Source organism: Enterobacter cloacae complex sp. IR5441 (assembly GCF_049238215.1).
Lineage (GTDB): Bacteria > Pseudomonadota > Gammaproteobacteria > Enterobacterales > Enterobacteriaceae > Enterobacter > Enterobacter hormaechei_C.
Genome location: NZ_JBMKIA010000036.1, coordinates 1 through 25659 on the forward strand (window position 1 = coordinate 1; position 25659 = coordinate 25659).

Consider the following 25659-nt stretch of genomic DNA (forward strand, 5'->3'; position numbering starts at 1 on the left):
ATCGACGAACAGGAATTCGCCTGGTGCGGCTGTGGTACGGCGAACGCCGAGGCGGAGGGGATAACCATTTCCCGCCTCGATATTGGGGTTTACAAGCTCACTGGTTCGGCAGGCCTGGCGTCTGAGGGATGGCAGCTGCTGCCGCCAATGGACCCTGCTGGAATGGGAGAACTGGGTGTTGTTGAAGCAGAGCAGACAGAAAGCGGTGGGCTGACGATTCGGCTTTTTAAGCGGAAATACATGCTGAGCGATGAAGGGGAGATCGTCAAAACAAAAGGGGCTCCTATGGATGTTCCGGCCAACAGCTGGATCGACGTTCGCCTCGATATGCCAGAGGATAGCATCTGGAAAACAAGAGCTTCCGAAGCTTCTCTTGAACTGAGAAAGCAGCCTGAGGACATTCAGCCTTAAAAATTAATAGGCGAACCCAAATTGATCTGCATTCCATTTGAAACTACTGTATATAAACACAGTAATAAAGGGAGTGCAGATTATGCCCCGAATTTCAGATATTCAGGCCGCCTTTATTGCGGCCATAGAGCTTAACCCAAAGGGCTACCGCTACCTGAGAACAGACAGCTTTATAGAAAAGTTGCGTAGTTTTAACTGGCACTTCACCCGAGCCGACGCCAATGCATGGATAGAGCGCAATCAGCCAGGCTTCGCTGACAAGACGACAGACGGTAGCGATAACAGGTACTGGATCCTGCGTAACATGGGGAGGGTCCAGTAATGGGATTTCCTTCACCGGCGGCTGATTTCGTAGCACCGCGTTTATCTCCGGAAATTATCTGCGGGATCGGCATGGACAGCCGCATCCTCGAAACCTCGTCTGGCTTTGCGGTTATCGAGCCGTGCACCAGACTGGTACAGAATCAGGTTCTGCTAATCCTCAGCGGCGGACGGACTCAGTTTGCCAGAGTCATGGGCAGGGCGCTGATTTGTGATGATGGTGAAGCGATAGAGGGGGAGGCTGCGGAAGAGGTTGAGGTGATGGGGCGGGTGACGTTCTTCATCAACAGCGTGATGCAGGATGACAGGGTGGTGTGATGGGGCAATGGGGCATGGTTGGGGCAAAAAATTAGCGCAAAACAACTCAAAACCGTGGAGGGTAGTGATTCATCTTGCGCTAATGTTTTGGTTTAAGCCTGCTTTCAACTTACATCAGCATACATCCTGTTTGTAGTGCCGCAAATTATGGATTTCCAGCTCTACTCCCTTGGCGCCGCGCTGGTGTTTCATGAAATTTTCTTCCCTGAGCAGTCCGCGGCCATGGCGCTGATCCTGGCGATGGGCACCTACGGCGCAGGCTACATCGCGCGTATTGTCGGGGCATTTATCTTCGGCAGAATGGGCGACAGAATTGGCCGTAAAAAAGTGCTGTTTATCACCATCACCATGATGGGGATCTGCACCACCTTAATCGGCGTCCTGCCAACCTACGCGCAGATCGGGATTTTCGCACCGGTGCTGCTGGTGACGCTGCGTATTATTCAGGGGCTGGGCGCGGGGGCTGAAATCTCCGGCGCAGGCACCATGCTGGCCGAATACGCCCCGAAGGGTAAACGCGGCATCATCTCCTCGCTGGTGGCCATGGGCACCAACTGCGGGACGCTGAGCGCCACGGCGATCTGGGCCGTGATGTTCTTTGCCCTCGATCGTGAAGAACTTATTGCCTGGGGCTGGCGCGTGCCGTTCCTCGCCAGCGTGGTGGTGATGATCTTCGCCATCTGGCTGCGTATGAACCTTAAAGAGAGCCCGGTGTTTGAGAAGGTAAACGATGCCGAAGCCGTTGCGCCGGTTGCTGCGCAGGATACCTCGGTCGGCGCGATGTTTAAGAGCAAATCGTTCTGGCTGGCGACGGGGCTGCGCTTTGGTCAGGCCGGTAACTCTGGGCTTATCCAGACCTTCCTTGCCGGGTACTTGGTACAGACGCTGTTATTTGATAAGGCGATCCCAACCGATGCGCTGATGATCAGCTCGATTCTTGGCTTCGTCTCCATCCCGCTGCTGGGCTGGCTGTCCGATAAAGTGGGGCGCCGTCTGCCATATATCATCCTTAACATTTCAGCCATTATTCTGGCTTACCCGATGCTGTCGATTATCGTCGATAAGAGTTACGCGCCGGGCGTGATTATGCTCTCTATCATCGTTATTCATAACTTTGCGGTGCTCGGGCTGTTTGCGCTGGAAAACATCACCATGGCGGAGATGTTTGGTTCGCGAAACCGCTTTACCCGCATGGCGATCTCCAAAGAGGCGGGCGGTCTCGTGGCGGTAGGCTTTGGTCCGGTGCTGGCGGGGATCTTCTGCAATATGACCGGGTCCTGGTGGCCGATTGTGGCGATGCTGGTGGCGTACTCGCTGATTGGGCTGGTCTCCGCTTTGCTGATGCCAGAAGTGCGCGACCGCGATTTGAGCCTGGTGGAAGATGCAGCTGAACCCCTGCGCCAGAGCGATACCGCAGCGAAGCAGCGGAAATATGGAGCCCTGTCATGAGTTTTATTAACGATAACTTTATGATTGGCAATGCGAGAGGTGTTGAACTTTATCGTAACGTCGCGAAAGCGCTGCCAATTATTGATTATCACTGTCACCTGGACGCGAAAGATATCTTCGAGAATAAAAATCTCGATAATATTACCGAACTCTGGCTGGCTGGCGATCATTATAAATGGCGCGCCATGCGCGCCAACGGTATTGACGAAAAATACATTACGGGCGATGCCCCGGCGGAGGATAAATTTGCGGCATGGGCTGAAACGGTCGAAGCGAGCTATGGAAATCCGCTCTATCACTGGACTCATTTAGAACTTCACCACTATTTTAACTGTGACGAACCGCTGGGCAGGCATAACTGGCGTGAAATAATGGAGCGCTGTAATCTGCTATTGCAGCAGCCTGATTTTACGCCGAGGGAACTCATTAAACGCTCCAGGGTAGAAGTTATTTGTACGACAGATGCTCCGCTTGATGATTTACGCTACCATCAATTATTGCGTGATGACGCGACGTTCAACGTTAAGGTATTACCGACCTTTCGTCCGGACGATGTTTTTGCGCAAAACGCGGAACAGTTTGCCGACTTTATCGATCGATTAGGTGAGACGACAGGATCTAAAATCCAGACATTCAGCGATTTTGTTAAGGGAATGAGCCAGCGTATTGCCTGGTTCCACGAAATGGGGTGCCGAATTTCCGATCACGGACCCGTGGAGATCCATTTTCAGTCAGCAGATGAAAGTCAGGTTGAATCCGTGTTTGCCCGAAAGCGCCGGGGTGAAAATCTGGACGCCCGTAATAATGCGATTCTTGACAGTGCCATTTTTATTATGCTGGCGCATAATTACAGGCAGCATAACTGGGCAATGCAGATACACTTCGGTGCGATTCGCAATAATAATTCCCGCATGTACCGTTCTTTGGGTAGTAATACTGGTTTTGACTCGCTGACCGATCAGTCGAATCTTGCGGCCAATCTCAACCAACTCCTGGATGCAATGGCGCAGGCTGAAGCTTTGCCCAAAACCATTCTATATAACCTCAACGCCAGCTATAACGATATTGTCGCGACGACTATCGCTAATTTTCAGACTGCGGAATTGGGCGTTAAATCGCCGATACAGTTTGGCTCCGGGTGGTGGTTTAACGACACTCAACGCGGAATGGAAAACCAGCTACATAGCCTTGCGGATCAGGGGCTGTTAATGAATTTTGTCGGTATGTTAACCGATTCCCGTAGTCTGGTTTCGTATACTCGCCACGATTATTTCCGTCGTATTTTGTGCAATATCATTGGTGGCTGGGTGGAGCGTGGTGAAGTTCCGGATAATAACGCCATCCTAACGAAGATGGTTAAAAATATTTGCCATGATAATGCTGAAAACTATTTCAGATTCTAAATTCTACTCACTGAGTGGGGATGGAACATGTCTCGTACTGCAAAAAAAATTACTATTCCGGTTAGTATCGGCTACGGACTAACGGATATTATGGGCGGCGGTGCCTTTACCGTTATCGGCGCCTGGTTATTATTCTTCTATACGACATTTGTTGGGTTGTCACCGGTTGAAGCGGCGTCTATTGTTGCTATAGCGCGGATTGTCGATGCTATCGTTAGTTTGTTTATGGGAAGTTTCACTGACCATTTTTACAAAAACTATTTTGGTAAAAAATTTGGTCGCCGACGTTTCTTTTTGCTGATCGGTGCACCGTTGATGCTGGTCTATGCATTGCTGTGGCTTGATGGCATGACATACGGTTTTTATCTCGCCGTCTATCTTGCATTTGAAATTATTGCTGCAATGGTACTGATCCCGTGGGAAACGTTACCGTCAGAAATGACAAAAGACTTTAACCAGCGGACCAAACTCTCTACCTGTCGCATGTTTCTTTCAGCGTCCGGGACGTTTCTGGCGACATTTATTCCCGGATTACTGATAGGCTATTTCGGGGAAAACAGCGCCCATGCCTACCTCATAAACGGCGTTATTTTTGCTGTACTGTTTATGGTATGTGTATTCATCTCGTGGAAGGTGACCTGGGAACGCGAGTTGACGCCGGAAATGCTCTCCGGGCTGGAAAAAAACACACGCCCACAAACAGCAGGGGAGAAGCTGGCTGCCTTTGGACGAATTTTTAAGGAGTATGGTTCCACCCTGAAAATCCGGGCCTTCAGGAAACATCTCGCCATCTATCTGCTGTCGTTTACCGGCAAAGATGTCTACAACACGGTATTTGTATTTTTCTGCGTGTACTGTCTGAATGTCTCTTCCTCACTGGCAGGCACGCTGCTGTCGATGAGTATTGTGGGGCTGCCCGTCACGTTAATTGCGGGTATAGGGATCATCAGATATGGGCCATCAAAGCTATATGTATTTGCCTATTCACTGATGTTGCTCTGTTTGGGGGGCTTCTTTGCCGTGTACCAGATCCCTGCGCTGAATACCGTCGCGACGCTGGTCATTCTGGCCGGGGTGTATCAGGTGGGGCGCTGCGTCCTTGAGTTTACACCGTGGAACGTGTTCCCGTTCATTCCAGATATCGATGAAATGGTCAGCCGTCAGCGTCGTGAGGGACTGTTTGCCGCGGTAATGACATTCTCCCGAAAAACCACGGTCGCTATTGCCACCTTTATTGTGGGTCTCCTGTTACAAAGCGGCGGATTTGTAAAAGGGAGCCAGACGCAGCCAACCGAAGCCATCCACACCATCGCAATGCTGATGTTCATCGGCACTGCTGCCTTGCTTATCCTGGCCCTGTGGCAGGCTCTGACATTCAACCTGAACAAGCGTACGCACAAAATCTTTGTGGATGAGCTGGATCGCCTGAAAGCCAACGGCTCTCCCCAACGCGTATCCGCCGAAGCTCGCCGGGTCGTGGAAGATTTAACAGGCTATTCCTACGACAGGTTGTGGCGTGAGCCGACGGTCCGGTCCGGCGAGCAGACGGTGCGCACCCCTGTATGATCTGGTTTATATCTTTTGCCAGATGTCACACAACTTGATTTTTATATCACACCACTTGGCCGAAAGTTAATGTAAATCAATGTTCATGGCAGCATAACCAGTATTGTGATCGGCAGGATAAAGTAATGACACTGCCATTCTAGTTGGTTTAGTCAACCGGCGCAGCCGCACTGTCACCAGAGCGGCTGCGGATCTCAGCGTTCATAATTAACGAGTCTCAATCATGGAAAACCGTTTATTACAGGCGAAGGCAACGCGTCCTCAGTACGATCGCGACAGCCTCAAGGCACGCATTGTTCATTTAGGGTTTGGCGCGTTTCACCGTGCGCACCAGGCGGTGTACACCGATATACTCGCCGCAGAACAGGGCAGCGACTGGGGTTACTGCGAAGTTAACCTGATTGGCGGCGAACAGCAGATCGCCGATCTGAAGGCACAGGATAATCTTTATACCGTAGCAGAGATGTCTGCCGATGCGTGGACGGCGCGCGTGGTCGGCGTCGTCAAAAATGCGCTGCATGCGCAGGTCGACGGCCTTGAAACCGTGCTGGCGGCGCTGTGCGATCCGCAGGTCGCCATTGTTTCCCTGACCATCACCGAGAAAGGGTATTGCCACTCCCCGGCAACCGGACAACTGATGTTCGATCATCCGTTAATCGTTGCCGACCTGCAAAACCCCCATCAGCCGAAATCTGCGCCAGGCGTAGTGGTTGAAGCGCTGGCGCGGCGTAAGGCGGCGGGGCTGCCAGCATTCAGCGTGATGTCATGCGATAACATGCCGGAAAACGGCCACGTGATGCGCAATGTCACCTGCGCCTACGCGCGCGCTGTTGACGGCGAACTGGCCGACTGGATTGAAGCGAACGTCACCTTCCCGTCAACCATGGTGGACCGTATTGTGCCCGCCGTCACGGCTGAAACGCTGGATAAAATTGAACAGCTGACCGGCGTACGCGATCCGGCAGGTGTCGCCTGCGAGCCGTTCCGCCAGTGGGTGGTTGAAGATAATTTCGTCGCCGGACGTCCACAGTGGGAAAAGGCCGGTGCGGAACTGGTTTCTGATGTCATTCCGTTTGAAGAGATGAAGCTGCGTATGCTTAACGGCAGCCACTCGTTCCTGGCCTATCTCGGCTACCTGGCCGGTTATCAGCACATTAACGACTGCATGGAAGATGAACATTATCGCGCAGCCGCGCATGCGCTGATGCTGAAAGAGCAGGCGCCGACGCTGAAAGTGAAGGGGGTGGATTTAGCTCACTATGCCGACCAGCTGATCGCACGTTACAGCAATCCGGCCCTGCGTCACCGCACCTGGCAAATCGCCATGGACGGTAGCCAGAAATTGCCGCAGCGGATGCTCGATTCCGTTCGCTGGCACCTTGTCCACCAGAAACCCTTCCCGCTGCTGGCCCTCGGTGTTGCGGGCTGGATGCGTTATGTCGGCGGTGTGGATGAGCAGGGTAACGCGATTGAGGTGAGCGATCCGCAGCTGGCGGTGATTCAGGCGGCGGTAAACGGTAGCGCTGAAGGCGAAAGCCGCGTTAGCGCGCTGTTGGGCATTGAGGCTATTTTCGGTAACGAGCTGCCGAAGGACGCGGTGTTTGTGGCTGCGGTCATGCAGGCCTATCAAACGTTGCTGCAAAAAGGCGCGAAGGCCACGGTTGCTGAGTACGCCTCCCGGCTTTAACGCGATGACATGCCGCCGTCCGCGGCGGCATGTCGGGGCGCAGCTTAGTGCATCCCCAGGCGAATCAGCTCAATCGGTTCGAACTTACCTTCGCATCCTTCGACTTCAACCGTTTTACCACGACGCACCTGCTCGGCATTAAGGCCGTCGCTGTGGATCGCTTTAATCACGCCGAACTGGCCTGTGCCGCTAATCATGACGCGGCTGCCAGTGGTGATTGCATTTCGGTTACGGTCGTATGTCATCATGGTATTTTCTCCTCTCGTACTTATCCGTTACGGCGCTAATTCAACGGCTGCCGTTCACGGGGCACTATTAATACGCCTCTCTTTAACGAAATTATTTGCTTTTGATCAAGCTCACACTTTTTTCTTATTTCATGCAGGCGTTGACGGTTCAGGACACCACTTTACAAAGCGGACAGTTATTTTCCTTAATTGATAGTTTCCGGGTGCAAGTGTTTAGGCTTTGTTTATATCCACAATGTCATTCTGGAGGCAGAAAATAACCCTTCATCGGAAAAGGAGTCAGGCTTATGTATAAGAAAATTTTGATGCCTGTTGATGTGTTTGAAATGGATTTGAGCGATAAAGCGGTACGCCACGCGGTCAACCTCGCGAAGGCGGAAGGCGCGACGATCACCCTGGTCAACATTCTCCCTAACAGCAGCCGTTCGTTACTGCGGGGGTTCAATGCCGATATTAAGAAGTTCGAAGAGTATATGACCGCCGAGTCTGATAAGAAGATGAAGGCGCTGAAACGGCTCTTTGATATGTCCCCGGACAATATTGACTGTGAAGTTCGCTTCGGCAACGTACGCGATGAAATCATCAAGCTCAGCAAAGAGGGGAAATATGATGTCATTGTTATCGGATCAAAAAATCCGAGCATTACAACCCATCTGCTGGGTTCGAATGCTGAAACTATCCTGCGCTACGCCACTATTCCGGTATTAGTGGTCCGCTAATTACTTCGCCGCAACCGAAAGGGGGCGGCGAGGTTTTATTCTTCGCTGAACCACTCGCGGTTTTCCTGGCGAATTAACTGAACTGACTCACTAATTTCCTGAAGGTGAAGCGTCATCGCTTTATCTACGGCTTCCACGTCGCGTTTTTCCAGCGCGCTGAAAATATCATGATGCTGGCGCAGCAACATCTCTGGCGGAGAAACATGGTCGAGGCTCATGTAGCGCACGCGGTCGATGGTAGCTTTGATGTTTTCGACGGTATCCCACGCGAGCTGGCACTCGGCGATCTGCGCCAGTTTCTGGTGGAACTCGTCGTCCAGCTGGAAAAAGTCGTTTAACTGTTTGCGGTCGATGGCGATTCGTTGCTGATGCAGGTTTTGCTCCAGCAGGTAGCACTGGTTATCGTTGATGAGCGACGCGGCGCGACGCACCACGGCGCACTCGATGGCCTGGCGAACAAAACAGCCATTCCGTACCTGCGAAAGCGAAATTTTATTTACATAGCTGCCGCGCTGAGGGCGGATCTGAATAAGGCCGTTTTCTGCGAGCTTAATAAACGCCTCACGTACGGGCTGACGGGAAACGTCAAAACGTACCGAAACCTCTTTTTCTGAGAGTGGCGTTCCCGGTGGGATCAGGCAGCGAACAATATCACGGCGTAAGATGCGATATATTTGCTGATTAACGGGCTGGGTAGGATTAAGTTGCGATTCAGCGGCCATGGGTTGTGATTTCTCAGAGAGTTAACCTGAACATACTACCATTCTTTTCCCTGCCATCACATACCCGGCCCGCAGGCCGGGCAGGGTAAATTAACCGCGATGCACGCTGAGTCCGGCATAGGTCTGGCTGACGGGCATCATCTCAACCGTATTGATGTTGACGTGCTTCGGCAGGGTCGCGACCCACCAGACGGTTTCGGTGATATCTTCCGGCGTCAGCGCATTCGCGTTTTCATAGGTTTTATCCGCTTTCGCGTCGTCGCCTTTGAAACGCACGTTGGAGAATTCAGTTCCGCCTACCAGACCCGGTTCAACATCGGTCACGCGGATCGCGGTTCCGTGCAGGTCGGTGCGCAGGTTCAGGCTGAACTGGCGGACAAAGGCTTTGGTCGCGCCATAGACGTTGCCGCCCGCGTAAGGCCAGCTTCCGGCGGTGGAACCGATGTTAATGATATGGCCACGGTTACGTTCAACCATGCCCGGCAGCACGGCGCGGGTCATGTACACCAGCCCTTTGTTGTTGGTGTCGATCATGTTTTCCCAGTCTTCCACGCTGGCTTTGTGGGCAGGCTCCATGCCCAGTGCCAGGCCAGCGTTATTGACCAGCACGTCAATTTCACGCCATTCGGCAGGCAGGTTGGCAATCATCTCTTCGATGGCGGCGCGGTTGCGGACGTCCAGCTGCGCGGTCAGAATGCTGTCACCCAGCTCGTCTTTTAGCTCCTGCAAACGCTCCTGACGACGCCCTGTTGCAATCACTTTGTGTCCGTTGGCGACGAAGCGACGCGTGATGCTTTCACCAAAACCCGCTGTCGCCCCGGTAACTAAAATAATCATCTCACTGTTCCTCAACGCTTTTTGTGTTGTACTAACATAGCACGCTCTCCGGCACGTCGTTAAGGCAACATTTGTATGACGCCATTGCAGGCCGGCGCAGGCTGGCCTACTCTGGGGAGAAATACCGTGCTCAGGAGTAAACGATGTCGGTCAACAATCCTTTTTTTGAAATTAGCCTGTTGCCTTATCAGGCGCCACGTTTTGATGCGATTAACGACAGCCATTATCGTCCGGCATTTGATGAAGCAATGCGCCTGAAGCGTGCAGACATTGACGCGATTATCGCGCAGCGCGCCGCGCCGGACTTCGACAATACCGTGCTGGCGCTGGAAAAGAGCGGGGCCATGCTGTCGCGCGTGAGCAGCGTGTTCTTCGCCATGACGTCCGCACACACCAACGATGATCTTCAGGCACTGGACGAGCAGTTCTCCACCGAACTGGCCGGGCTGGCGAACGATATCTGGCTAAACGATACGCTTTTCGCCCGCGTGGAAGCCGTCTGGCAGGATCGCGAGGCGCTGGATGCCGAATCCCGACGACTGACGGAGGAGATGTATCAGCACTTTGTTCTTGCGGGCGCGCGTCTGAACACCGATGAAAAAGCCGAGCTGAAAGCCCTGAATACCGAAGCCGCCACCCTGACCAGCCAGTTCAACCAGCGCCTGCTGGCGGCGTACAAGGCGGGAGGGCTGGTGGTGGACAATGTTCACCAGCTTGACGGGCTCAGTGCGGAGGAGGTGGCTGCCGCGGCTCACGCTGCCGCAGAAAAAGGGCTGACGGATCGCTGGCTGATCCCGCTTTTGAATACCACGCAACAGCCCGCGCTGGCGGCGCTGTCGTTGCGCGAGACCCGTAAAAAGTTGTTCAGCGCGGGCTGGGAACGCACTCAGAAAGGCGACGAAAACGATACGCGCGAGCTGATCCGTCGGCTTACCGCGTTACGGGCAAGACAGGCGCAGCTGCTCGGCTTTGACAACTATGCGAGCTGGAGCATTGCCGATCAGATGGCGAAAACGCCGGAAGCCGCGCTCGAATTCATGCGCGGGATAGTTCCTGCGGCACGCGGCAGGGCCGCGCTGGAGCAGGCGGATATTCAGAAGGTCATCGACGACGAGCAGGGTGGTTTTATGGTGCAGGCCTGGGACTGGGCGTTTTATGCCGAACGCGTGCGCTCAGCGAAATACGCGCTGGATGAGTCGCAGATCAAACCCTATTTCGCGCTCAATACCGTGCTGGAAGATGGCGTATTCTGGACCGCCACGCAGCTGTTCGGTATCCGCTTTGTCGAGCGTTTTGATATTCCGGTTTACCACCCAGATGTTCGCGTGTGGGAGATTTTCGACCACACGGGTGAAGGCATGGCGCTGTTCTACGGCGATTTTTTCGCGCGTGATTCCAAAGCGGGCGGCGCGTGGATGGGGAATTTTGTTGAGCAGTCTTATGAGTTTGCCGCGCGTCCGGTGATTTATAACGTCTGCAACTATCAAAAACCGGCGAACGGGCAGACCGCGCTAATCTCCTGGGATGATGTGATTACCCTGTTCCACGAGTTTGGCCATACCCTGCATGGCCTGTTTGCCAGCCAGCGCTATGCCACGCTTTCAGGCACCAACACGCCACGTGATTTCGTTGAATTTCCTTCGCAAATCAATGAACACTGGGCCAGCCATCCCCAGGTGTTTGCGCACTTTGCTCGTCACTATCAAACAGGCGAACCGATGCCGGATGCGCTGCGGGAAAAAATGCTCAATGCGACCCAGTTTAATAAGGGTTATGACATGACGGAGCTATTGAGCGCCGCGCTGCTGGATATGAACTGGCACGGCATTCAGGAGCCCGTTGAAGACGTGGAAGCCTTTGAAGCCGCCGCGTTGAAAAAAGAGGGGTTGGATCTTCCAGCCGTACCGCCGCGCTATCGCAGCAGCTATTTCGCCCACATCTTCGGCGGCGGCTACGCGGCGGGCTATTACGCCTATCTCTGGACGCAGATGCTGGCGGACGATGGCTACCAGTGGTTTGTCGAGCAGGGCGGTTTGACGCGCGTGAACGGACAGAAATTCCGCGAGGCGATTTTGTCCCGCGGCAACAGCACTGATTTAGCTGAACTTTACCGGAACTGGCGCGGGCACGATCCGAAGATCGAACCGATGCTGGAGAATCGCGGATTGAGTGCGTAAGGCTTTTTTAGTGTGGGAACAGAACCGGGCGCGAGGCCCGGTTTTTTCTTTCCCAAAATGAATCCTTAATTCTGCGAAATTTGCAGGAGGATAGGGGTCAGCTTCACGTAGCTACACCTTTACTTTTACCCAGTAAGGATCCCCGCGACTTTAGAACATCTGGCGCTTTAACTCGGCTTTATCCGTTGGCCGGACTAAAGATACTGCTTCAGCGTCCACCTTTATAAGTCAGCCATCCCTCACAGGATGGCTGTATATTGTTTAATTTAATGAAATACGAACCACACTATCCGGGCCTTTCGTCGTGTTGTCGTCATTGAAGTCCTGCTTCACGGTTACGTATAACGTTTTACCGTCCGGTGTTACCAGAAGACTGTTGGGATGGCTGGTGAACGTCCAGCTGTTTTTCACAGCATAGCTCCCGGCGTCAAGCTGCAACACCTTCCTGGATTCGCGCTGAGTGATGAAAATTTCGTTGCGCTCAGCGTTAAACTTTATTCCCAGCGCATCGCCTTTAAGACGCTTGATAACTTTCCCGCTGCGCTCATCAAATACCAGTGTGGTTTTGGCTTTTGAATCATCAGTCACGAACAGGCGCCCGGTGGCCGGATCTTCTGCCATATTCAGGAACAAATACGCTTTTTTATCTCCCGGCGTCCAGCGCTGTTCGATTTTATACGTCTCCGGGTTAATCACCAGAATTTCACCGCCGCCATTGGCGGCATAAAGGCGGTCTGTCAGCGGCGAATAAATAATCCCCGTCACCCATTTCCCGGCATTTTCGATTCGGGCTTTTAGCGTCATGGTGTTGGCATCAACCACGGAGATAAACCCAGGGTCGGCAACGCCGCCGATAAACAGTTGTCCCTTGTGGAAGAGGATTTCACGCGCACCAACCGGGTCGCCATCCTTGTCTTTGCCTTCAAACATCAGGCGCTGTAGCACCTTGCCGCTTTGCACGTCCACTTTCGATACCCCGCCATCAAGGGTGTTGGTGGTGTAGTAGACCTTGCCATTATCGTCCGCTGCCATGCCGAAGTTTTTCAGGTCGGTGTGGGTTTCACCTTGCGTGGCAAGCGTTGTGGGATCCAGTTTAAAGAGCACCCCGCCATTGACGTTTTTGAAACTCTGTGCGCTCGCAACGTACAACGCGTTTGCCGTTGGGGAGTAAACCATCTCATACAGACCGTCAGCGAGTTCGCGCTGCTTGAGCTCAGCCGAACCCGGGAGGGCTGCTGACGCCGTTGCGCTCAGGGTTAACGCCGCGGTAAGAATGCTTAAGCCCCATGTCTTTCCTTTTAGCCAATGGAATGTGTTCATTTTTTGTTCCTGTCATGCGCGAGCCGCGCTGGTTTTGATAAATATACATTTATTTACATTTAACTTACAAAATTACCTGTGCATAATAAAGCAAATAATTATCATTTCCATTCTTATTTGGATGAATGATTTGCACATAACGACAACAACAGACAGGTAACATGATGATTTTTAAAGGCAGGGCTAATCGCGCGAAAGCGCCCGCAGGGTTAATTCCTGCTTCCTTCTCACTTTCACTGCTTGCGCTGGCAATGTCCGCCGTCATGCACCCGGCACAGGCGGATGAAAATACGCAAGAACAAGAGATGGTTGTCTACGGTGACGGGAACGGGAGCGCCGACTCGCAGCAGGATTATGCGGTAAAAACCACGCGTTCAGGCACCAAAATGCTGCTGACCCCGCGCGATATCCCCCAGTCAGTCAGCGTCGTCACGCGCCAGCGTATGCAGGATCAAGACCTGCAAACCATTGACCAGGTACTTACCAATGCCACCGGCGTTTCGTCGCAGCAGGTTGATAGCGAGCGTTCCAGCTACTTTTCCCGCGGCTTTGAAATCACCAATTTCGCCTACGATGAGATCCCCACATCAATGGGCGACGCGTGGAACTTTGGCGATGCGCAGGAAGATACTGCCATTTATGATCGTATAGAGATTGTGCGTGGCGCAAACGGCCTGATGACCGGCGCTGGCGATCCGGGAGCAACGGTGAACATGGTGCGTAAACGTGCCGACAGTAAAACCTTCAGGGGCAACGTCAGCGCAAGTTACGGAAGCTGGAACAAACAGCGTTATGTGGGCGACATCTCCGCGCCCCTCAATTCCGACGGCAGCCTGCGTGGGCGCGTCGTGGCAGGTTATCAGGATCAGGACAGCTGGCTTGACAGATATGGCAAGCCCAAGAAATTTCTCTATGGCGTCATTGAAGGCGATGTAACGGAACACACGACGGCCTCGCTGGGCTGGGACTATCAGCAAACAAACACAGCCAACCCGACCTGGGGCGGATTACCCAGCCTGTACAGTAACGGCAGCCGTACCCATTACGATCGCAACGTCAATACCTCGGCAGACTGGACGGGATACTCCGTTGAGTCGCGTAAAGTTTTTGCTAACCTCACCCACAACTGGGATAACGGCTGGTCGGTGCGTTTCAATGGAACCCACGGCGAGCAAACGTTCAATGATACCCTGCTTTATGTGATGGGCAATCCGGACGCCACCACCGGAGAAGGCGCATCAGGCTGGGGTAGTAAGGATCGCGGCAAGCGCACTCTGGACGCCTTTGATGCCTACGCCAGCGGGCCTTTTGAACTTCTCGGGCGTCAACATCAGCTGATGGCCGGAGCCAACTATAGCCGACAGCACAATGCTACCTTCAGCAAAGACGGGCCAATGGACAGTGCTCAGATTGGCATCTTCAACAACAGCTGGGACGGCAGCGTGGCCGAGCCGGAGTGGGGCGACTGGTATCAAAATGCGGATGATATCGTGCGGCAAAAATCGGCGTATACGGCGGCACGCCTGTCGCTGGCGGATCCGTTGTCGCTAATCGTTGGCGCACGTTATACCCAGTACAGCTCGGATGGCAGCAGCGGCGATATGCGTAAATACAACACCACCCCTTACGGCGGGCTGGTGTATGACATCAACGACAGCCTTTCCGCTTACGCCAGCTATACCTCAATTTTTGCCCCGCAAACCAAACGCACGAAAGAGGGTGCATGGCTCTCTCCCGTCACCGGTAAAAATTATGAAACCGGCCTGAAGGCAGACTGGATGGACGGTCGACTGACCACCAACGTTGCCGTATTCCGCATAGAACAGGAGAACGCGGGGGAGGAAATCAGCGGGGTATTCGTTAATGGATCCAGCGAACAAGCTTATCGCGCAACCAAAGGCGCAGTGAGCAAAGGGGCGGAATTTGAGGTGAACGGTGCCGTTACCGACAATCTACAGCTTACCTTCAGCGCGACCCGCTATGTTGCCCGTGATTCAGATGGCCGCTTCAACAGCTTTGCGCCGCAGACGCAGCTTAAGGTGTTCAGCCGTTACCGCGTCCCGGCGCTTCCGGATCTGACCGTAGGCGGCGGCGTGAACTGGCAGAATCAGGTGTACAAAGATGTCACCGGTCCGGACGGCGAGACGCAGCGCCTCTATCAGGGCAGCTATCCGCTCGTCGACTTGTTCGCGCAGTATCAGCTGACGAAACAGCTGGCGGTGCAGGCAAACGTTCGTAACCTGTTCGACCGCGAATACTACTCCTACCTCGATGACTCTGCCGTCTATGGCGAACCGCGTAGCGTCTCGGTAAGCATGAGTTACACATTCTGATCTAATCAGCTTATCGCTATCCTGGCCATCACCTGTTCCGAAATGCGCTTCGGCCCCACCAGCGGCAACGGCACGGCGATGGCCGCCATGCCATTGCCATCCTGGTAACGAATAATGTGCCGGTTTGAACGGGGGACGAGCCTGGTGCCGGAAACATTGGATCAGTTAAAGAAGACGTATGTTGGATATGCAGTAAAACAGCCAGACGCAAAAGCGTAAATATTCAATGAACAGGACGCCCTCAGACTCGAGGGTAATCCTGAGCAATACACAACTCCTCAAGTTATTTAATCACTATGTATCTATCTATATAGCGAGTTGGGCTACAACTGTGCAAAAGACCTTGATGACAATGAGTTCAAGATTCTTCTACGCAAAGCTACGAGGAGTTTACGCAGCATGTTTCATGAACAATTGCCCACATTTGGATGACAACATCTGACTAAGTTGACCATGCACCACCCAGACCGATTTCCTTTAATTCAACCTTGCATCAACGGCGCGCTTGAGGAGGTTGTCATTGCGGTGATTTTTCTGGAAAATTCGATATATAAAAGAATATATAGCGAGAGGGTGTTTATGGCCAGGAAACGAATGCAGGTTGTGCTGGTGGCGGTTGCGCTGATGCAAATGCCATCCATGGCGCTGGCAAAGGATATCAGGGTGACTTATGCCGGTTCCATGGGCAAAGTAATGGACCAGGGGTTAGGTCCGGCTTTTTCCAGAGCAAATAACGACGGCTATCAGGGGCAGGGCCAGGGTGCATACGGGATGGCACGCCTGCTTGCAAGCCACAAAATTGAGGCCGATGTGTTTGTCTCCATCACCCCGGGGCCGATGCAAATTCTCAAAGACGCCGGGCTGATAGATGAGGCGGTCCCTGTCGCCAGTACCAGCATGGTGGTCGCTTACAGTCCTGAGGGTAAATATGCAGCGCAGTTTGAACAGGCCAACAGAAAGAAAGACGGCTCGTGGCTGACTCTGCTGACGCAGAAAGATGTCTTATTTGGCCGCACCGATCCTTATGTCGACCCAAAAGGCCAGAATATTGTGTTTAGCCTGATGCTGGCGGAAAAGTATTACAACATGCCGGGCATCACCGATAAAATTTTAGGCTCGCTGCAAAACCCACAGCAGACTCATCAGGAAGGAGGGCTGCTGGCGCGTCTGGAAAGCGGTCAGGTGGATGCAGCAGCGGGATACGAGAGTGAAGTTCGCTCAGCGCATTTGCCGTATGTCGCGCTGCCGGATGAAATAAACCTCAGCAACCCGGCGATGACGAAACAGTGGTATGACACCGTCAGTTTTACCATTAAAGATAGCAAAGGCCAGGATCAAATTCTGCACACTCAACCAATGGTGTTCTATGCGGCGGTGCTGAAAAACGCGCCGAATGGTGTAGAACAGGGACAAAAGTTCGTATCGTTCATGCAAAGCGCCGAGGGGCAGAAATTGTTCAAAGCGTTTGGCTACGCCGAACCTAAAGGAGACAGCTTATACGCCCGCTAAGAAAACCGGGCTGGGTGGCGGGGTGGTTATCCCTGCCCGCTATCCTGCTGTTAAGTATCCCCTTTATCACGCTGATTAGCGTCACGCCCTGGCATCATCTGAAGCTGGCCTGGCGCGACGACAGCGCCATTGCCGTCTCTATGGGACTGGGTGTGCTGGCACTCGGAATTATCATTCTTATCGGCATGCCGGTGGCATGGTGGCTGTCACAAGCCACGGGTCGAAAACGATTGATCGGTGAACTGCTGGTGATGATCCCTCTGCTGACGCCACCGCTGGCAATGGGGATCTTGCTGGTTTCGGCTTTCGGGCCTTATGGCGTGATTGGCCGCTGGCTTTCACTGTTGGGAGCTACGCTGGTAAATAATCCGGCGGCGTTTGTGCTGGCTCAGGTTTACGGCGCTTTGCCTTATTTTATCGTGGTGTCGCGTTCGGCGTTTGCCACTGTTCCCAAGAATATTCTTGAAGCGGGACAAACGTTGGGAGCTTCTCCCTGGAACCGCTTTCGTTTTCTTACATTACCCCTGGCATTGCCTGGGCTGGCTTCTGCCGTAACACTCGCCTGGGTTCGCGCGGTAGGCGAGTTCGGGATCGTGATGATCTTTGCTTATTTCCCGCAGGGTATACCGGTAAAGCTGTATACCAATCTGCAAAATGACGGGGTGGACACAGTATATACTTTGCTATGGATGCTGCTGGTAGTGACGCTTCCCCTGCCAATGGTCTGCTTTGCTCTTGGCAAACGAATGGCCAGGAAATGAACACCCCTTAGATCGTCCGTTCCTCGTTCATAGCGGATGAGCTTGCTCACGTTTCCTTTTCAGCGGGCTACCTCGAATAACCCCAAACCGGATTCTTCATAAAAGGCCACACACAGAAACCTCCAGTCAGTCAGACTGAAAGTACAGGGCAGGAAGAAAATGTGGCGCGTGCTGGATATGTCTTACAATCGGATCGGTGGGATTATGCTGTGGGAACCATGGAGGCGTAAATCGGTACGTCGCGATAGCGGAAGAAATTACGCAAAGTTAACGTTGTATGCTCTTTGTCTCCCGAAGCCAGGACCGGGCTTTGCGCCCGGTTACTCTTGTATTAACCACATGTCCGACTCTTCGAACATCTCCTCAAGCATGCGGTTGAGCTTTTCACGGTCGCTTTTGCTGGCGTCGCTGTTCAGGCCGTTCGCTTGCATTGGCTTAACCGTCACGCTGGCATCAGGAAAAATCCGGTGCACGCGTTTTGTCAGTTCGGCCAGAATGATTTCCCTGGCTCCCTCCAGCCCCTGTACGTTTCGCTTGTCATAAACCAGTTCCACAAACATGATTGTTTACCTTATGGATATTACGCATGTGATTCAGCCTGAACGTAAAATACTACTGTATATGGGTACAGTCAAACGGCGTTCAGACTAAAGCATTGTCCAGAGCAATGCAGACAGCGTTGCCAGCCCGCCCAGAACAACCAAAAACACCGTCACGCCGCGAAGCTCTGCCAGCGAGGGGCGGGTGTATATGAGGTACGCTGGGATAAGGAACAGAATCACCGCGATCAGTGGTCCGCAGAACATTTCAATCAGGCTGAGCACATCCGGATTGGCATAAACAATGCCATAGGTCAGCAGGAACAGCGCCAGAGAGGCCAGCCGCTTGCTGGCGTTGGCCTTTTTGCCGGATACGCTGGCAGCCAGCTGACCAAACGTTTGTGCGACCGACAGACCTACGCCGAGGAAGGATTTCGTCATACCGATGATAGCGATGAGCGGGGCAATGTGGTAAATCAGGCTGAAATCACCGTTTCCCTTCATCACCGACAGCACATTCAGGTTTTCCGCCTTCGCTCGCACAAAGTTGTCATGGGGGATCCCCAGCACGCAGCTCAGCACGAAAAAGAGGATACTGGCGAAGATAGCTAAGTAGGCGATACGGATCACGAACAGTGCCTTTTTCTCACCCTCCGCTTTCCTCTCCCGGTAGTAAGAGCTCAGCGGGGAGACCATAGGCGCACAGCAAAACGAGAAGGTAATAAGCGGCAGCGTCAGCCAGATATTTTTCAGCGTTACCGGCAGCGGCGTGGCGTTCATTTCAGCGGCCGTATCGGTCAGGTTAGACAGATGCCATCCCGGGATAAGTGATACGGCGATCAGCAGTACAGATGCCGCGAACGGCAGCGCCAGTGCGCTCATAATGGCCACGACTCTGTCCCGGCCCTTGCTAAGCACCACATACAGCGCAGCAACCACGATAAACGACAATGGCCCACGGCTGATGGCGGTAATATGCAGATGCTCCACCAGTAAATTACTCAGCGCATTAATCAGCGCCACCCCGTAAACCAGGGTTACCGGGAAGAAGGTCACACAATAGAAAAGGGTGATCAGCTTTTCACCCCTTCCGCTGAAGAAGGAGCCGAAGATCGGCAACGTGCCGTTTTCAGTCTTCTCTTCACGCATATATACACGACAAAGGAGTAAATGGGGGATCAGGGATAACGGCAGCCCCAGCAGGAGCATAACCAGAAAAATAACCGGACCACGGGTGCCGATTTCCACGGGAAGGAACAGTGTTCCCGCTCCGACGGCTGTACCATAAAGGCCCAGCGTCCAGATATTATCCTGCCAGTGCCAGTTAGAGCGTGTTGTAATATTAGCTGAGAGAGTTGTGGCTTTATTCATCATATTTTACCGCGTTGTTAGAGGGGCGACGACTTATTTAGTTTTTATCTGTCTGTAGTCGTCGCTGCGCCATTACGTCACGGGTGGGAGGGGTTTGATGTTGCATACCGAAAACCTTATGTGTATGCCTGCAATAACTATCGTTATTCTTTGACGATGCTTTAACAGGCGGTTAATTAAGAAAGGGATTTGTTAAATTAACGAACAAATAACGACTGACTTTCCCTGCCTGCACGTCTGTTAATTAAAGAATAAACACCCTGTTTTATTAAGTACCATAAGGCGCCATCATATTGAAGGGGGGCTTATTTAATTATTTTATTGGGCGTGAAATTATCCCGTTATGCCTGAAATTAAAAAACAGAATGTAGACAATCGTGTAACCCGCTCGTAGCTTTCGAACCGTCTTGTAACATAACGCTCTCTTTATGGTGGCGAAGGGGTTCAGGACGTCGTATGCCTGCTATTAAACGCCCCATAAGAAAATCCTCTTCTATACTCAGTTACGTTTAGTGAAATATGCCGCCGCTCCACACGTCGCGTTTCCTTAATAGCGGCGGGCAGCAGGGGTATATATTCACGAAAACGCCTTAATAATGGTCAATTTTGCATTTTAGAGGGGGTTTCCTGGTATGTTGCATTCTCAATCCTCGCGGGTCGGCAGCATTTTGCTGCTGCTGACCGCGATAATAGCCTTCGCGGTGGCGCTATACGCCTGGTGGACGCCGCTTACCGGCGTCACTGGCACCATTGGCGCACTGGGCGTGGTCATTGCCAGCGTAGTGCTGGCGATACTGACCTTTATGTTACGTGCGGCATCGCGTCGCGGCGCGCGCGTTTTTCTGATTATTGTCACCCTGATGGTGTTGGCGGGTATTGCTTTCGCCGCCGCGCTGCTGCACCAGTACATCATAACGGCAGCCATGGTCGTCGGCCTGATTGGTCTGATTATGCTGAGCAGCCATTCCGCTCGTTACAACCATCCCGTCAGAAGCTGAGGAGCCGCCCGTGCACAACGATAAGCATTATCCCTTCATAAAAGTCAGCATGACGGCGCTGGCGCTGCTGGTCGCTCCGCTCGCGCTACAGGCGCAGGATAAGGCCGCTGAAGCCTCTCAGGGGACAAAGGAATCACTGAACATTGATGCGGCCGATCAGCAGGCGCCCGGAACCACAAAAACCACCGACGATGCCTCAACCGGCAGCGGTGATGGAAAGAAAGTCGCCTCGGCCAGCCAGCCAGCGACGCCGCTGGTGCCCGGCACCGCCACCTGGGACAGCTTCCACGGCCAGCTTAACGCGCAGAAATACAGTCCCCTGACCCAAATTACGGCGGATAACGTCGGGAAATTAACGAAAGTCTGGGAGTTCCATACCGGCGACGTCTCGGATGGTAAAGGCGATACGCCAGCTACCGTCTGGTCCGCAACGCCCATTTTCGCCAACGATACGCTCTACATCGGCACGCCATTCGATCGCCTGATTGCGCTGGATCCGGGGACGGGTAAAGAGAAGTGGCACTATGACACCAAATCGTCGCGCAAGGCGCTGACCCAGCCGGTGCTGAAAAATCGCGGCGTTTCCTACTGGCAGGCTAAAAATCCGGTGACAGGTGAGGCATGCCAGAAGATGGTCTATATGGGCACCGTTGATGGCAAGCTCTTTGCGCTGGACGCCGATTCAGGCAAACCGTGCAGCGGCTTTGCGAACAACGGCGTGCTGGATTTGAACCAGTGGAATACCGTTAACGCGAAGTATCCGCTCTCTGTCCTGCAACCGCCAACCGTTGTCGGCAACCATCTGCTGGTGGGCTGGGCCGGGAAGGACTGGGCCTATGCCGAAGCCCCTCCGGGCACCGTATTTTCAGTCAACGCCCAGACCGGTAAGCTTGAGTGGACCTTTGAGGCGATCCCGGCAGAGATCCGCAAGCGTACCGGTACTGCCAACGTCTGGACGCACATGTCCGCCGATGAGGCCAACGGGCTGGTCTATCTCCCGGTCTCATCGCCGTCTCCCAACTATTGGGGCGGCAACCGCGTGGACGCTATTCCGCTTGGCACCTCGACCACCGCCCTGGACATCAACACCGGTAAAGTGGTCTGGTCCCGTCAGTGGGTACACCACGACGTCTGGGATTACGATATCAACTCCGCCCCGACGCTGATGGACATCACCGTAGACGGCAAGCAGATCCCGGCGCTGGTGCAGGCCACCAAGCAGGGTTTCCTGTTTGTGGTTAACCGCCTGACGGGGGAGGACGTATGGCCAATCGAAGAACGTCCGGTTCCGCAGGGTGATGGGTCGGTTCAGGGTGAAGTTCTCTCGCCCACGCAGCCATTCCCGACCAAACCCGCGCCGCTGCTCGACCAGTCGAAAAAACCGGAAATCTGGAAGCTGGCGGATATCGTCGGTGGCGGCCAGTGCTCCCGCCTGTGGGATAACCTGACCTATGAGGGAATGTATACCCCGCCAACCACCAAAGGCGAAGGCACGCTCACCTATCCCGATAGCGCCGGCGGCGTCCAGTGGGGTGGGGTGGCGTTCGATCCGCAAAAACAGATCGCTATCGTCAACACCTCGCATATCGTCCAGTACGTGAAGCTGTACAGCCGTGAGGATTACGATAACGCAGACAAAGACTCCGGCAACGAAAGCGGCTTTGCCCCACAGGAAGGCGCCCCGTACGGTATGCGTCTGCTGGTGGCGAGCAACTGGCTGGGCATGCCGTGCTGGCAACCGCCGTTTGGTGAAATCGTGGCGCTGGACATGCACACGGGCGATGTGAAATGGCGTCGTCCGGTTGGCGCCTCCCAGCAGTATGGCTTCTTCATGCCGGAAAGCTGGGGTTCGCCTACCATTGGTGGTCCGGCAGTGACGGCGGGCGGCGTGATCTTCATCGGTGCTTCAATGGATGCCAAAGTGCGTGCCTACTCGGTAGAGAGCGGTGAAGAGCTGTGGTCCGATCAGGCCGAAGCTCCGGCGGTAGCGAACCCGTCCGTCTATGAATATAAAGGTCGCCAGTATGTGGCCTTCGTGGCAGGCGGGAATACGATCCTGAAGGATCAGGTGGGCGATCAGGTGGTGGTCTACGCCTTGCCGGAATAATTCAGCAGGAAGGGGAAATAAGCGTGGGGCCTGCGGGCCCCACTTTATTTTGCAGTAGTCGTTTTACCGACGCGTTATTTATCGGCTGATGCGCCAGCACGCGTTGACATCTGCTCGGCGGACTTCAGATGCTGCTCAACGACCGGAGTGTGCTCGTTGGCCAGAGCCTTCACATCCGGATCGTCGATTTTACTGGCGTCGCTCTTAAGCTTCGACAGCACCTTCTCGTGGTCCTTCACGCCAGCATATTCCATATACATTTTGTCAAAAGCGTCACCGCGCTGGTTTTCCAGCCTTGAGTTCAGGGCTTTATGCGCGGCGTCTGGTTCGGTCGGCAGCTCCACGCCCTTTTTCTGGGCAACGGTCTTGACTTTGGTCAGCGCGGCGCCGTGATCGTCGACCATTTTCTGGGCGAATGTTTTCACTTCACTGGTTTGGGCCTTGTCGAGGGCGAGCCTGGCGGCGGCAACTTCGTTGATATTGGCCTGCGCCATGTCCTTCAATGCTTTCTCGTCGCCGGAGCTGAGTCTGGCGTCCGGTTGAGCCTGGCCCGCAGTTTGAGTTTGCGCGGCGCTGGTTGTCTGGGCTTGTACGCCAACGGTGCTGAACATTGCTGCAACTGCTGATACGGCTAGCAGCCTTTTCAGGGTTTTACTCGTGTGCATATTGTTCTCCTGATGGTCATGGTACAGGTAAGTTTCAATTGCTTCAGGCGCAACCGGCAGATAAATGGCGACTGCACAGGTCAGTATAGTAGATGAACCTGCTGTACCCGCTGTTCAGGTCAGTGATGGCTGGTCGTGATGCTCAATCCTTCTACAATATTGATACGGATCATTTACATATTTGCTGCTAATGTTAAATATATAGATTCATCAACAGGAGGAATGATATGAAAAAAGCACTATTAGGGAGTGTATTGGCTTTAACAGTAGCAAGCTTCGGCGCATCTGCGGCAGATATGATTTCCAAGGATGAAGCGCACCACTTCAAGCTTGAATACCTTGGTAATGTATCTGTAGGGGCTTCAGGTGGACAAATTTCTTCACCTTCAGATCTTCATCAAAAACTCTCAAAACTGGCAGACGAGAAGGGCGGGAAATACTACGTCATTATCGCTGCCCGCGAGCATGGACCTAACTTCCAGGCCGTCGCAGAAGTCTTTAAATAATTTTCTCGAATAACACAAAAACCCGCTTCTGGCGGGTTTTTGCTTATATACCGCCAAAAAAATGCCCCTGATGCGGGGCGAGTGTGAGTCAAATCTATTCTTATGTTTATGTGTTGTGCTCTAAGGCTTTGGGACAATAACACCTTGTTCAAATAATGCAATCTAAATGCATATTTAAATGCGACGGCAGCATACGTTACACAGATAGTCTACTCTTTACATACAGTTATGGTGAAAGGCAGTTAATCGTTAGCTGTCGCCTGCTGGAGATTGGAAACAGTAAACGGTTGCAAGAGGTAAACATGAACGTTGACGCACTGACGCAAAAGGCAGAAGAAGAAATTTCAGCGCTTATAACCAAAAAAATTTCAGAGTTACGTAAAAAAACAGGGCAGGAAGTGTCTGAAATTGAGTTTATCGCTCGTGAAGCCATGACAGGCCTCGAGGGGTATGAGGTAAAAATCAAACTTATTTAATCAAAATTATTACCTGTTTTCGGGTCACTGGATAAAGCAGAACGGCAAACGTCAGCTAAGACTTTCCTGCGCGTGGCAGGATTGAAGCCAAAAAGCCCGGTGACGCTGCGCTTACCGGGCCTACAATTAACGCAATCCACAGGCCGGGCAGGGCGTAGCCGCCACCCGGCTTACCAGGCTTACACTATCGCGTTAGGGCACGCTTCGCCCTTTTCGAGTTGACGCAAATTCCCCAGTGTGGTTTCCGAAATGCTGATCAGCGCTTCGGCGGTCAGGAACGCCTGGTGACCGGTGAACAACACGTTGTGACAGGCCGACAGGCGACGGAACACGTCGTCCTGGATCACGTCATTAGATTTATCCTCAAAGAACAGATCGCGTTCGTTCTCATACACATCCATACCCAACGCGCCGATTTTTTGCGTTTTCAATGCTTCGATAGCCGCCTGAGAGTCGATCAGCCCGCCGCGGCTGGTATTGATGATCATTACGCCATCTTTCATCTGGTCGAACGCCGACTGGTTCAGCAGATGATAGTTTTCCGGGGTCAGCGGGCAGTGCAGGGAGATTACGTCAGACTGCGAGAAGAGCGTTTTCAGATCGACATACTCCACGCCCAGCTCCAGCGCAGCGGCGCTTGGGTACGGATCAAACGCCAGCAGGCGCATGCCAAATCCTTTCAGGATGCGAAGGGCGGCCAGGCCAATTTTGCCGGTACCGATGACGCCTGCGGTTTTACCGTACATGGTAAAGCCGGTCAGCCCTTCCAGAGAGAAGTTGGCATCACGGGTACGCTGATAGGCACGGTGAATACGACGGTTGAGCGACATCATCATCCCGACGGCATGTTCTGCCACGGCTTCCGGAGAATAGGCCGGGACGCGAACGACCTTCAGACCCAGCTCTTTGGCGGCATCGAGATCGACGTTGTTAAAGCCCGCGCAGCGCAGGGCAATGTATTTCACGCCCTGTTTTTTCAACTCTTCCAGCACCGGTCGGCTACCGTCGTCGTTAACGAAGATACACACGCCTTCGCAGCCGTGGGCGGTTTTAGCCGTCTTTTCAGTCAGCAGAAAGTCGAAAAATTCAAGATCGAAACCGTACGTCTCGTTAACATGTTGCAGATACTTTTTGTCGTACTGCTTTGTGCTATATACCGCGAGTTTCATAAGACTTTCTCCAGTGATTTTGGAACCACGTTAGCATGTTTAAAATT

At 53.2% G+C, this 25659-nt stretch carries 22 protein-coding genes and 2 pseudogenes; 16 read left to right on the forward strand and 8 right to left on the reverse strand.

The window, feature by feature from the left end:
- The 7 genes and pseudogenes from ACOTX5_RS22820 to ACOTX5_RS22850 form a co-directional block, all read left to right on the forward strand.
- Nucleotides 1-411: pseudogene (locus ACOTX5_RS22820) on the forward strand (phage tail protein); the annotation flags it as partial.
- Between the two features lie 82 nt (nt 412-493).
- Nucleotides 494-733 (forward strand): hypothetical protein, encoded by a 240-nt coding sequence (locus ACOTX5_RS22825; RefSeq protein WP_171963451.1) that lies wholly within the window; start codon nt 494-496, stop codon nt 731-733.
- Entirely contained in the window at nt 733-1050 is a 318-nt protein-coding gene (locus ACOTX5_RS22830) for a hypothetical protein (RefSeq protein ID WP_023306078.1), read from the forward strand. Before ACOTX5_RS22825 ends, ACOTX5_RS22830 begins: the two co-directional genes overlap by 1 nt.
- 141 nt (nt 1051-1191) lie before the next feature.
- A pseudogene (locus tag ACOTX5_RS22835) lies at nt 1192-2499 on the forward strand (MFS transporter); the annotation flags it as partial.
- A complete protein-coding gene (gene uxaC / locus ACOTX5_RS22840; RefSeq protein WP_047062774.1) occupies nt 2496-3902 on the forward strand; it encodes a glucuronate isomerase in 1407 nt (468 codons plus the stop codon). The pseudogene ACOTX5_RS22835 and the gene uxaC, both read left to right, overlap by 4 nt.
- A 27-nt stretch (nt 3903-3929) precedes the next feature.
- Nucleotides 3930-5468: an MFS transporter gene (locus ACOTX5_RS22845; RefSeq protein ID WP_047727114.1), complete on the forward strand. Its 1539-nt coding sequence runs from the start codon at nt 3930-3932 to the stop codon at nt 5466-5468.
- Between the two features lie 223 nt (nt 5469-5691).
- Nucleotides 5692-7155 carry a mannitol dehydrogenase family protein gene (locus tag ACOTX5_RS22850; protein ID WP_015570612.1) on the forward strand — a complete coding sequence of 488 codons (1464 nt, stop codon included), beginning with the start codon at nt 5692-5694 and terminating at the stop codon, nt 7153-7155.
- A gap of 44 nt (nt 7156-7199) precedes the next feature.
- On the opposite strand, the gene ydfZ is transcribed toward ACOTX5_RS22850, so the two are convergent.
- Entirely contained in the window at nt 7200-7403 is a 204-nt protein-coding gene (gene ydfZ, locus ACOTX5_RS22855) for a putative selenium delivery protein YdfZ (RefSeq protein WP_003857405.1), read from the reverse strand.
- Between the two features lie 287 nt (nt 7404-7690).
- Here ydfZ and ACOTX5_RS22860 point away from each other — a divergent pair, with 287 nt between their 5' ends.
- The gene (locus tag ACOTX5_RS22860; RefSeq protein WP_015570611.1) at nt 7691-8122 is read left to right on the forward strand and encodes a universal stress protein; all 432 of its coding nucleotides are present in this window, start codon (nt 7691-7693) and stop codon (nt 8120-8122) included.
- A gap of 35 nt (nt 8123-8157) precedes the next feature.
- On the opposite strand, the gene ACOTX5_RS22865 is transcribed toward ACOTX5_RS22860, so the two are convergent.
- Together ACOTX5_RS22865 and ydfG are read right to left on the reverse strand one after the other, a co-directional pair.
- On the reverse strand, nt 8158-8844 hold the full coding sequence (locus tag ACOTX5_RS22865; protein ID WP_003857403.1) for a GntR family transcriptional regulator: 687 nt from the start codon (nt 8842-8844) through the stop codon (nt 8158-8160).
- A 90-nt stretch (nt 8845-8934) separates the two neighbouring features.
- Nucleotides 8935-9681: a bifunctional NADP-dependent 3-hydroxy acid dehydrogenase/3-hydroxypropionate dehydrogenase YdfG gene (gene ydfG, locus ACOTX5_RS22870; RefSeq protein WP_022647991.1), complete on the reverse strand. Its 747-nt coding sequence runs from the start codon at nt 9679-9681 to the stop codon at nt 8935-8937.
- A 143-nt stretch (nt 9682-9824) separates the two neighbouring features.
- On the opposite strand from ydfG, the gene dcp reads away from it, so the two are divergent.
- On the forward strand, nt 9825-11858 hold the full coding sequence (gene dcp / locus ACOTX5_RS22875) for a peptidyl-dipeptidase Dcp (RefSeq protein WP_045911700.1): 2034 nt from the start codon (nt 9825-9827) through the stop codon (nt 11856-11858).
- A 261-nt stretch (nt 11859-12119) separates the two neighbouring features.
- Here the strand turns inward: dcp and ACOTX5_RS22880 are convergent, their stop codons facing one another.
- Complete coding sequence (locus ACOTX5_RS22880; RefSeq protein WP_040117596.1) at nt 12120-13178, reverse strand: YncE family protein; 1059 nt, start codon at nt 13176-13178, stop codon at nt 12120-12122.
- Between the two features lie 164 nt (nt 13179-13342).
- On the opposite strand from ACOTX5_RS22880, the gene fhuE reads away from it, so the two are divergent.
- The 3 genes from fhuE to ACOTX5_RS22895 all read left to right on the forward strand — a co-directional run bounded on the left by fhuE (nt 13343) and on the right by ACOTX5_RS22895 (nt 17781).
- On the forward strand, nt 13343-15511 hold the full coding sequence (fhuE, locus tag ACOTX5_RS22885) for a ferric-rhodotorulic acid/ferric-coprogen receptor FhuE (RefSeq protein WP_045911702.1): 2169 nt from the start codon (nt 13343-13345) through the stop codon (nt 15509-15511).
- Between the two features lie 594 nt (nt 15512-16105).
- Entirely contained in the window at nt 16106-17020 is a 915-nt protein-coding gene (locus ACOTX5_RS22890; RefSeq protein ID WP_033486757.1) for an extracellular solute-binding protein, read from the forward strand.
- 14 nt (nt 17021-17034) lie between these two features.
- Nucleotides 17035-17781 (forward strand): molybdate ABC transporter permease subunit, encoded by a 747-nt coding sequence (locus tag ACOTX5_RS22895; RefSeq protein WP_017384530.1) that lies wholly within the window; start codon nt 17035-17037, stop codon nt 17779-17781.
- 320 nt (nt 17782-18101) lie between these two features.
- Here ACOTX5_RS22895 and ACOTX5_RS22900 read toward each other — a convergent pair whose 3' ends face one another.
- Both ACOTX5_RS22900 and ACOTX5_RS22905 read right to left on the reverse strand, forming a co-directional pair.
- Nucleotides 18102-18341 carry a DinI family protein gene (locus ACOTX5_RS22900; RefSeq protein WP_003857390.1) on the reverse strand — a complete coding sequence of 80 codons (240 nt, stop codon included), beginning with the start codon at nt 18339-18341 and terminating at the stop codon, nt 18102-18104.
- A gap of 87 nt (nt 18342-18428) precedes the next feature.
- Nucleotides 18429-19691, reverse strand: a complete 1263-nt coding sequence (locus tag ACOTX5_RS22905; protein ID WP_020480531.1) for an amino acid permease — start codon at nt 19689-19691, stop codon at nt 18429-18431.
- A 632-nt stretch (nt 19692-20323) separates the two neighbouring features.
- On the opposite strand from ACOTX5_RS22905, the gene ACOTX5_RS22910 reads away from it, so the two are divergent.
- Nucleotides 20324-20689, forward strand: coding sequence for a hypothetical protein (locus ACOTX5_RS22910; RefSeq protein ID WP_017694067.1), 366 nt, complete (start codon nt 20324-20326; stop codon nt 20687-20689).
- Nucleotides 20690-20699: 10 nt separating this feature from the next.
- Complete coding sequence (locus ACOTX5_RS22915) at nt 20700-22796, forward strand: pyrroloquinoline quinone-dependent dehydrogenase (protein WP_045344786.1); 2097 nt, start codon at nt 20700-20702, stop codon at nt 22794-22796.
- A 74-nt stretch (nt 22797-22870) separates the two neighbouring features.
- Here ACOTX5_RS22915 and ACOTX5_RS22920 read toward each other — a convergent pair whose 3' ends face one another.
- On the reverse strand, nt 22871-23461 hold the full coding sequence (locus ACOTX5_RS22920; RefSeq protein WP_017694065.1) for a DUF4142 domain-containing protein: 591 nt from the start codon (nt 23459-23461) through the stop codon (nt 22871-22873).
- 227 nt (nt 23462-23688) lie between these two features.
- Here ACOTX5_RS22920 and ACOTX5_RS22925 point away from each other — a divergent pair, with 227 nt between their 5' ends.
- Together ACOTX5_RS22925 and ACOTX5_RS22930 are read left to right on the forward strand one after the other, a co-directional pair.
- Entirely contained in the window at nt 23689-23967 is a 279-nt protein-coding gene (locus ACOTX5_RS22925; protein WP_003857380.1) for a DUF1471 domain-containing protein, read from the forward strand.
- 302 nt (nt 23968-24269) lie between these two features.
- Complete coding sequence (locus ACOTX5_RS22930; protein ID WP_006808842.1) at nt 24270-24443, forward strand: GnsA/GnsB family addiction module toxin; 174 nt, start codon at nt 24270-24272, stop codon at nt 24441-24443.
- A 179-nt stretch (nt 24444-24622) separates the two neighbouring features.
- On the opposite strand, the gene ACOTX5_RS22935 is transcribed toward ACOTX5_RS22930, so the two are convergent.
- Nucleotides 24623-25612 (reverse strand): 2-hydroxyacid dehydrogenase, encoded by a 990-nt coding sequence (locus ACOTX5_RS22935; protein WP_047727107.1) that lies wholly within the window; start codon nt 25610-25612, stop codon nt 24623-24625.
- Nucleotides 25613-25659 lie beyond the last annotated feature (47 nt).

Coding starts and splice junctions, on each gene's coding strand:
- ACOTX5_RS22825 (WP_171963451.1), top strand. CDS start 494: ATGCCCCGAATTTCAGATATTCAGGCCGCCTTTATTGCGGCCATAGAG.
- ACOTX5_RS22830 (WP_023306078.1), top strand. CDS start 733: ATGGGATTTCCTTCACCGGCGGCTGATTTCGTAGCACCGCGTTTATCT.
- uxaC (WP_047062774.1), top strand. CDS start 2,496: ATGAGTTTTATTAACGATAACTTTATGATTGGCAATGCGAGAGGTGTT.
- ACOTX5_RS22845 (WP_047727114.1), top strand. CDS start 3,930: ATGTCTCGTACTGCAAAAAAAATTACTATTCCGGTTAGTATCGGCTAC.
- ACOTX5_RS22850 (WP_015570612.1), top strand. CDS start 5,692: ATGGAAAACCGTTTATTACAGGCGAAGGCAACGCGTCCTCAGTACGAT.
- ydfZ (WP_003857405.1), bottom strand. CDS start 7,403: ATGATGACATACGACCGTAACCGAAATGCAATCACCACTGGCAGCCGC.
- ACOTX5_RS22860 (WP_015570611.1), top strand. CDS start 7,691: ATGTATAAGAAAATTTTGATGCCTGTTGATGTGTTTGAAATGGATTTG.
- ACOTX5_RS22865 (WP_003857403.1), bottom strand. CDS start 8,844: ATGGCCGCTGAATCGCAACTTAATCCTACCCAGCCCGTTAATCAGCAA.
- ydfG (WP_022647991.1), bottom strand. CDS start 9,681: ATGATTATTTTAGTTACCGGGGCGACAGCGGGTTTTGGTGAAAGCATC.
- dcp (WP_045911700.1), top strand. CDS start 9,825: ATGTCGGTCAACAATCCTTTTTTTGAAATTAGCCTGTTGCCTTATCAG.
- ACOTX5_RS22880 (WP_040117596.1), bottom strand. CDS start 13,178: ATGAACACATTCCATTGGCTAAAAGGAAAGACATGGGGCTTAAGCATT.
- fhuE (WP_045911702.1), top strand. CDS start 13,343: ATGATTTTTAAAGGCAGGGCTAATCGCGCGAAAGCGCCCGCAGGGTTA.
- ACOTX5_RS22890 (WP_033486757.1), top strand. CDS start 16,106: ATGCAGGTTGTGCTGGTGGCGGTTGCGCTGATGCAAATGCCATCCATG.
- ACOTX5_RS22900 (WP_003857390.1), bottom strand. CDS start 18,341: ATGTTTGTGGAACTGGTTTATGACAAGCGAAACGTACAGGGGCTGGAG.
- ACOTX5_RS22905 (WP_020480531.1), bottom strand. CDS start 19,691: ATGAATAAAGCCACAACTCTCTCAGCTAATATTACAACACGCTCTAAC.
- ACOTX5_RS22910 (WP_017694067.1), top strand. CDS start 20,324: ATGTTGCATTCTCAATCCTCGCGGGTCGGCAGCATTTTGCTGCTGCTG.
- ACOTX5_RS22920 (WP_017694065.1), bottom strand. CDS start 23,461: ATGCACACGAGTAAAACCCTGAAAAGGCTGCTAGCCGTATCAGCAGTT.
- ACOTX5_RS22925 (WP_003857380.1), top strand. CDS start 23,689: ATGAAAAAAGCACTATTAGGGAGTGTATTGGCTTTAACAGTAGCAAGC.
- ACOTX5_RS22930 (WP_006808842.1), top strand. CDS start 24,270: ATGAACGTTGACGCACTGACGCAAAAGGCAGAAGAAGAAATTTCAGCG.
- ACOTX5_RS22935 (WP_047727107.1), bottom strand. CDS start 25,612: ATGAAACTCGCGGTATATAGCACAAAGCAGTACGACAAAAAGTATCTG.